Source organism: Corynebacterium sp. HMSC035E02 (assembly GCF_001836065.1).
Classification (GTDB): Bacteria; Actinomycetota; Actinomycetes; order Mycobacteriales; family Mycobacteriaceae; genus Corynebacterium; species Corynebacterium hiratae.
This window is the reverse complement of the sequence record NZ_KV827296.1, coordinates 24,351-31,508: the sequence shown is the minus strand read 5'-3', so window position 1 is coordinate 31,508 and position 7,158 is coordinate 24,351. Positions and strand designations below refer to the sequence as shown.

Genomic DNA, 7,158 nt, shown 5'->3' with positions numbered 1-7,158 from the left:
CGCTACGCACCCCGAAACCGGAAGAGCCGGTTTACCCGCACGCTTGAGCAGCTAGGTTCTTCTTTCGTCGGTTTAGACGCCGGTCGTATCGCGCTCGCAGAAACTGAGCTCATCACGGATGCTCCTTCCCTGCCAGAACCCACTACTCCGCGCCCAGGCGATGGTTCGGGAAATGTAGAGCTGCGTAATGTCACGTTTGGATACGGCGATAAACCAGTATTGGTAGATGTCACTTTCCATGCTCGATCAGGCACCGTTACCGCCATTGTCGGTCCTTCTGGCTCCGGAAAGACCACAATTGCGCGCCTTATTTCGCGATTCTGGGATGTAGATTCCGGGGCGGTGATGGTTGACGGCGTAGATATCCGCGAGCTTGGAACCGAACAGTTAATGTCCAGACTGTCCATGGTCTTTCAGGACGTCTACCTCTTCGACGACTCGTTAATCGCTAATATCCGCGTTGGTCGTCCCGACGCCTCCGATGAGGAAGTCTTCCGCGCAGCTGATCTTTCAGGCGTGACTTCTATTGCCAACCGCCTAGGGTGGCATACTCCTGTTGGTGAAGGCGGGCGGCTTCTATCCGGTGGTGAACGCCAGCGCGTATCTGTAGCTCGCGCGCTTCTCAAGCAAGCGCCGATTGTACTCTTTGATGAGGCTACCTCCGCGCTCGATGCAGAGAATGAGGCAAACATTCTTGCTGCGATGGACGAGCTACGGGAGCAATCTACTTTTATTGTCATCGCCCATAAGCTGGATACAATCAAATCTGCTGATCAAATCGTAGTCTTGGATGAACACGGGCAAGTCAGCCAGCTGGGCACGCATTCTGAGCTTTCCGATGTCCCCGGTATCTACCGTCACTTCTGGCAGCAACGCAAAGCAGCACGCGGGTGGAAAATCAGTTCGGGACGCGATTAACGCGGGCACCGAGATCGGCGTTGTTTGCGGGGGCACCCTTCTCTCCCCCCCGCAGCACGGAGCACCCTAAGTGCACCGACAAAGCTCAGAGCGAAGAATGCGGTAGCGGCTACGAGCGACCACTGCGCGGCGTTGGCCATGCCTTCGCCAGTTTGTTGTTCATGATGGTTCTCCTTAATCTTCAGTTCCTTGCGCACGGGCAAGCACATGCTGCCCTAGCGATTTCGGGCCCACGAAGCACTGTGAAGCCGAATCAGTCAAGCGACCTTTCTAACAAATAGAGGCCGCCGCGAAACGTGCCAACACAATAGATAACCCCCGCCTCAATGTGAGTCGGGGGACGGAGGTTCGTGGGCTGAGCGCTAGTTCAGGCCCGGAATCTTCGGCAGCGGAGGCTGCGGGATGTTCAGGCCAAAGACGCGGTTGATGGTGGGGATGAGGCCATAGGCCGCGCCGCCGAGGACTGCGATGACAGCGACGATGGGCAGGATGACCTTCGCACCACGGCTGGAGCCGGCGAAGAAGGCCTGGCCCATGTCGTCGATGGAAGGTTCATTCGTGTCGGTTGGATCCGTCGGCTGGGACGGCGTGTTGTCGTCCTCGGACGGGTCCTTCTGGACGGCCGGGCGGGCGGTGAGCCACTCGTCGGAATCCAGAACGCCCTGGGTCAGGCGAGTCTCACCAATCCAGCCGTACCACGGGTCCTGCGGCTTGCGGTTATCAAAGCCAGCGCCCATGACCCACTGCAAATCGCGCGGGAGGAGGCCCTCAGCACCCTTGGCATTGCGCAGGATCGGTGCACCGTTGATGAACATCTCCACGGTGTCGGAATCCGGCTTGTTCACCACGGCGATGTGCATCCACTCATCGGTGGGCACCTCGTGGGACCACACGGTCGAGCCTTCGCCTTCCTTGGGCTCCGCCCACCAGCGCAGCTCACGCAGGTTGGAGATGCCGAACATGACGGTGGGGTCGGTGTCCTCGGAGCCGTCGACAAGCTCAGCGATGCTGGAGTCGCGGGAGAGCGCACTGCCCCAGCCGTGCTCAGAGCCGTTGAAATCCTTCGGAATCTTCACAAAGGACTCGAAGGTGTAGCCCGCGGAAGTATCGACCTTGTTGATCTCAGCGCCTTCCTTGGAACGGAACTCCGCCATCGCGGCCTTGCCGGCTGGGTCGGACCAGTAGAGGGAACCAGAATCAGAAGACAGCGGGTGGTGATCCTTGGTGTAGGTGATGCGCTCACCCGTGTTGGAAGGACCACCCTCGCGAACGAGGTCACCGGCACCGTCGGAACCGAAGGCATCCGGAATGATTGCGCCTTCGGTGGCCACGTCGCCGTCGCTAAGCTGCGCGCCGTCCTTGTCCTTGGTCTGGCCTGGGCGCCAGTGGAAGACGGTCTTGTCGGACTTCACGAAGTCGTTCGGGCCCTCCGGAAGCTGGTCCTGCGGAATGGTGTACGGGGTGTAGCCTTCCTCAACGATGTCGCGGGCCTTCTGGCCAAGGTCCGGGTCATTCTCATCGCCGATGGACCAGTCTGGGGCGAAGTCAGCGAAGCGCTCCTTGAAGTTCAGCGGCACGTGGTAGCTATCGCCCTTGCCATCGAGGATGAGCTTGTCGAACTGCGTGAGCTCCTTTGCCGGCTTCTGCGCGACCCACGGGGACAGGGCGGTCATCTCCAGCTCGTTGCCGGAGAGGTCGAACTCAAGCACGCCGAGCAGGCCGTTACCGCCCTGGTATGCCATCTGGTAGTCCTGCAGGATACCAATGACATCGTGGCCAGCATCGTTCTTATCCACGCGGTAGCCCGCGCCGTGGTGGTGGCCGCCCATGGTGAGGAAAATCTGGTCATTCTTCTTAATGAACTTGTCCCACAGCCCCTGGCCGTAGTCATCGGAGTAGAAGACCTCGCCGGCGCCATCGATGTTGAGAACCTCGTGGCTGGTGAGGATGACCGGCAGGTCCGGGTGGGCATCGAGAACACCCTGGGCCCAGTCCAGGGCCTCATCGTCCGCGCGCCAGGCCAGCGCCAGGACCAAGTACTTCTGACCCTCGGCCTCAAAAATGTGGTACTCAGAGTCGTTGTTGACCGCAGTGTGGCGTTCTTGGAAGGTTTCCGGGTTGGCGGTCTTGGCGCGCTCGGCGCTGAAGTAGTCGTTGTACGGGTGCGCTGACTTATCCTCAATCATGTCGTGGTTGCCCGGCAGGATGGAGTAGTTCAGGTCGGAACCGTCGAGGACCTTCATGGCCTCATCGGCAACCTTCCACTCGCCGTCGACGTCCGGCTGGTCCACCACGTCACCAAGGTGCGTAGCGAAGTCCATGTTGAGCGCTTCCTGGTTCTTCACCAACCACTCGACCTGCGCCTTAAAAGGCTCGCTGCCGTAGCGCGCCTGGGCCAAGTTGCCGGTCTCCGGGGTGGAGTAACGGGAGTAGAACTGCGTATCCGGCAGCACGCCGATGCTAAAACGCGAGCCCAGGCCTTCTGAAGGTTCGGCAGCAGAGGCAGAGACGACGAGGAACGTACCGGCCACCGAGGCGGTGACCAGGGTGCCGAGCACGCGGCGAGCAGTCATAGATCTTCCTATCTAAACGAGGTAGTGAGGTTGTTCCATGGTTTAAGCCATGGAACAACCGACAGAGACAAGGAAAGATTATGGCCCGGAGTTTGCGACCGCGTGACCACAATGTGAATTTCCTTTTAAATGACTACCCGCCTTTTAGCTTCCTCATGGCATTGCCATCTACTTCCGCAGGCTCCTGCCTGCGCTCGTCTGCCTTAAGAGGTGTGGTACACCGGCGCCAGTTCGTAGACCGGAGTATCCATCCCCTCATAGCGCGCCTTAAGCTGAAGCGCTAGGTAGCGCGAATAATGGCGCGATTGGTGCAGGTTACCGCCGTGGAACCACAGCTGCGGAACCTGCGTGGGCTTCCACATGTTGCGCAGCTCGCCCTCCCACGGACCCGGATCCTTGGTGGTATCCGAGCCCAAGCCCCAACACTTGCCCACGGTGTCGGCGACTTCCTTGGAGATCAACTGCTCGGCCCAGCCGTTCATGGAACCATATCCAGTGGCCAGCACGATGACATCGGCGGGTAGTTCGGTGCCGTCCGTCAGCACCACGGATTTCTCCTTCACCTCAGCGATGGACACACCAGATTTCACCGGAATGGAGCCATCAATGACCAGCTCACTGGCACCAACATTGATGTAATAGCCCGAGCCACGGCGCAGGTATTTCAGGTAAAGGCCCGAGCCGTCATCGCCAAAGTCATTCTGGAAGCCGGCCTTCTCCAAACCGTCATAAAAGTCTTTATCGGCCTCACGGATGCCATCGAAGACTTCACGGTGGACGTCGGGAAGCACGGCGTAGGGCCAGGACGCAAAGAGGAGGTCCGCTTTATCTGTGTCCACACCGGCCTCCACGGCTTCTTCCGAGTAGAGCGGGCCGAAGACATCTTTCATCAGGGTATCCGACTGCACGATGTGCGTCGACGAACGCTGAATCATGACTGGCCGCGCGCCGTGCGCGTAGAGGTCCGCGGCGATGTCGTGAGCAGAGTTGTTCGCGCCCAGCACAATGACATCCTTGCCCTCATCGCCCGCACCACCCGGATGCTCCGAGGAGTGCCGGATTTCCCCGGCGAAGTTCTCTTGTCCCTCCAAGTGCGGACGATTCGGAACTCCGGACATACCCGTGGCCAAAACCAGCTGCGTGGGCTCCAGAAGAATCTCTTCTCCGTCCTTGCGAACGGTGACCTTCCACGTGCCGCTGGACTCATCGAAGGAGGCCTTCACGCACTCACTATTGGTCCAGTAATCCAAGTCCATGATGCCCACGTAGTGCTCCAACCAATCCCCCATTTTGTCTTTCGGGGTGAACACCGGCCAGTCATCCGGGAAGGGGAGGTACGGCAGGTGGTCGTACCACACTGGATCGTGCAAGCACAGGGAGTGGTAGCGGCCGCGCCACTGGTCGCCGGGGCGGCCTGCCTTATCGACGATGAGCGTGGGAACACCTTGGCGCTTCAAGCGAGCCCCGAGCGCGATACCGCCCTGGCCACCACCGATGATGAGGACGTAAGGCTGTTCCGTATGCCCCAGTGCCGCACGGCGTTCTTCCCGCAAATCTGCCCAGTTCTTAGCGTCCTTGATCACCTTATGCTCCGTGCCCAGCGGGCGGCGGCGCCCCTTAGGCTCCGGGAAATTCTTCAATTCGCGCGCGGAGGTGAGGAAGGTCCAAGCCTTGTCTCCCCGGAGGCGAACAATTGCCGTGACATAGAAGTTCGCAGACTCACAAGTGAAGTGGACCCGCGTCACGCCATTGCCTTCGTCCTCCACCTCTGTTATCTCCGGGTTGTCGAGCGCAGCGTCAGTGCCGGCAATCATCGCGGCGATGGCTTCCGAACCTTCGGCGGTGTGCAGGTTCCACGTCACCGCGGCAAGATCCCGCCAGAAGCCCCCGGGTTCAAAGACTTCCTCCACGTCCGCTGCCGTCGGTGCTTCACGGTCAGTGAGGTGGACGAGCTTGTCAAGCCAGCCTTTAATTTCCGCAGTCGTCATAGCCACAACTCCTTCATCAAGGGAAACAATTTCTCCCATTCCTACCCCCACAGCGAGATGCACATCACACCCTCTCCCCCGCGTGACAATTTTGTAAAGGGAGAATTTTAAAAGTTCCGCAGCATGACGCATGCGGTGTGGCAACCTGCAAAGCCCTCGCCCCTACCCCTGTTTCCGCCGCTAGGATGAACGCTCATGAGCAACATCACTAAGAAGTACAACGTCGATGTCACCCGCGTCGATACCGGCCACTACCGCGCCACGAACGCGGCGGGCGCCAGCCTCGAGTTCGGCTCGGGCGAAGGACTACTGAGTCCTGTTGAGCTGCTCCTCGCCGCCGTGGCGGGCTGCTCAGCCGTGGACGTCGACGTAGTTACCTCCCGACGTACGGAGCCGGAGGTTTTCGACATCCAGGTGGAAGGCACCCGCGTCGACGAAGACGGCGCCTCAAGGCTTAGCGACGTCGACGTGAAATTCTCCCTCCGCTTTCCCGATACCGACGCCGGGCGCCAAGCCCAGTCCATGGTGGAGCGCCTCGTGCGCATCTCCCAAGAAAAGGACTGCACCGTATCCCGCACGGTGGAAAACCCCACTAACGTCACTTTCCGCACGACAGAGTCTTAAGCACCTTTAGACAAAGGGATTGTCGTCGCACCCAGCAAATGCTACCCCTGGTGCAATTTTCAACCATTGTGACTAAAGTGATTGCGGAAACTTTCTTCTTCACCGCCTCCCAAGGAGAATTCACACCATGTCCTTGTCCCGTCGTTCCCTGTTCAAGGCCGGTGCCCTCACGCTGGCCGCCGGTGCCATCGGTAGCCAGGCGCCCGCTGCTCTCGCCGTGGGCCCAGCTTTGGGCACCATCATCGACTTCTCTGCCGGTGTTCCTTCCGCCCGCGCCATCAAGGCAGCCGGCCACCTCGGCGCCATCCGCTACGTATCCCAACGCCGCCCCGGCGCCGAATGGATGAAGGGCAAGCCTGTCACCCTGGCGGAGACCAAGGCCAACGCAGCGGCAGGCCTCAAGACCGCTTCCATCTACCAGTTTGGCCGCGCGGAAACTGCGGACTGGCTCAACGGCGCTGCGGGCGCCGCAGTCCATGCGCCGCAGGCCATCGCCATCCACAAGGCTGCGGGCGGGCCGACCGGGCGCCCCATCTACATTGCCATCGATGACAATCCCACCCGCGCCCAGTACGAGAACCAGATCCGCCCCTACCTCAAGGCCTTCTCCGCAGCGCTGAGCGCCGCGGGCTACCAGACTGGCGTGTATGGCAACTACAACGTCATCGACTGGTGTGTTGCCGACCGCATCGGCCAGTTCTACTGGATGCACGACTGGGGCTCTGGCGGAAAGCTCCACCCGCGCACCACCATCCACCAGAAGGCCAAGAATCAAGCCACTATCGACGGCATTACGTGCGATATCAACACCGTATATGCCAACGACTGGGGCCAGTGGACCCCGGGCGATGGTGCTGTGGAGCCGCCAAAGGTCAAGGACATCCCGGCAGTGCCTGACGACATCCCGTTGCCCAATGTTTCCCTGCCGGATCCCACCGGGCGCGGCTCCAGCGTCAGCGGCGATGGCATCACCATCGCCGGCTCCTCCATTAGCAATGACCAGGTGCGCGGCGCGGTGGATATCCTCAACACCGTGCGCAAATCCATGAGCTAAT

The 7,158-nt window shown here is 60.3% G+C and carries 5 protein-coding genes; 3 read left to right on the top strand and 2 right to left on the bottom strand.

What is annotated here, in order from left to right:
• Positions 1–918, top strand: a 918-nt coding sequence (locus HMPREF2635_RS01415) for an ABC transporter ATP-binding protein (protein ID WP_141761665.1), incomplete at its 5' end; no start/stop codon positions are given.
• Positions 919–1,280: 362 nt separating this feature from the next.
• Here HMPREF2635_RS01415 and HMPREF2635_RS01410 read toward each other — a convergent pair.
• Both HMPREF2635_RS01410 and HMPREF2635_RS01405 read right to left on the bottom strand, forming a co-directional pair.
• A complete protein-coding gene (locus HMPREF2635_RS01410; protein WP_070510469.1) occupies positions 1,281–3,491 on the bottom strand; it encodes a LamG-like jellyroll fold domain-containing protein in 2,211 nt (736 codons plus the stop codon).
• Positions 3,492–3,694: 203 nt separating this feature from the next.
• Positions 3,695–5,479, bottom strand: coding sequence for a flavin-containing monooxygenase (locus tag HMPREF2635_RS01405; protein ID WP_070510471.1), 1,785 nt, complete (start codon positions 5,477–5,479; stop codon positions 3,695–3,697).
• A 195-nt stretch (positions 5,480–5,674) separates the two neighbouring features.
• Here HMPREF2635_RS01405 and HMPREF2635_RS01400 point away from each other — a divergent pair, with 195 nt between their 5' ends.
• Positions 5,675–6,103: an OsmC family protein gene (locus HMPREF2635_RS01400; RefSeq protein WP_070510472.1), complete on the top strand. Its 429-nt coding sequence runs from the start codon at positions 5,675–5,677 to the stop codon at positions 6,101–6,103.
• 127 nt (positions 6,104–6,230) lie between these two features.
• A complete protein-coding gene (locus HMPREF2635_RS01395) occupies positions 6,231–7,157 on the top strand; it encodes a DUF1906 domain-containing protein (protein WP_070510474.1) in 927 nt (308 codons plus the stop codon).
• Position 7,158: the final 1 nt, after the last annotated feature.

Coding starts and splice junctions, on each gene's coding strand:
- HMPREF2635_RS01405 (WP_070510471.1), bottom strand. CDS start 5,479: ATGACGACTGCGGAAATTAAAGGCTGGCTTGACAAGCTCGTCCACCTC.
- HMPREF2635_RS01400 (WP_070510472.1), top strand. CDS start 5,675: ATGAGCAACATCACTAAGAAGTACAACGTCGATGTCACCCGCGTCGAT.
- HMPREF2635_RS01395 (WP_070510474.1), top strand. CDS start 6,231: ATGTCCTTGTCCCGTCGTTCCCTGTTCAAGGCCGGTGCCCTCACGCTG.
- HMPREF2635_RS01410 (WP_070510469.1), bottom strand. CDS start 3,491: ATGACTGCTCGCCGCGTGCTCGGCACCCTGGTCACCGCCTCGGTGGCC.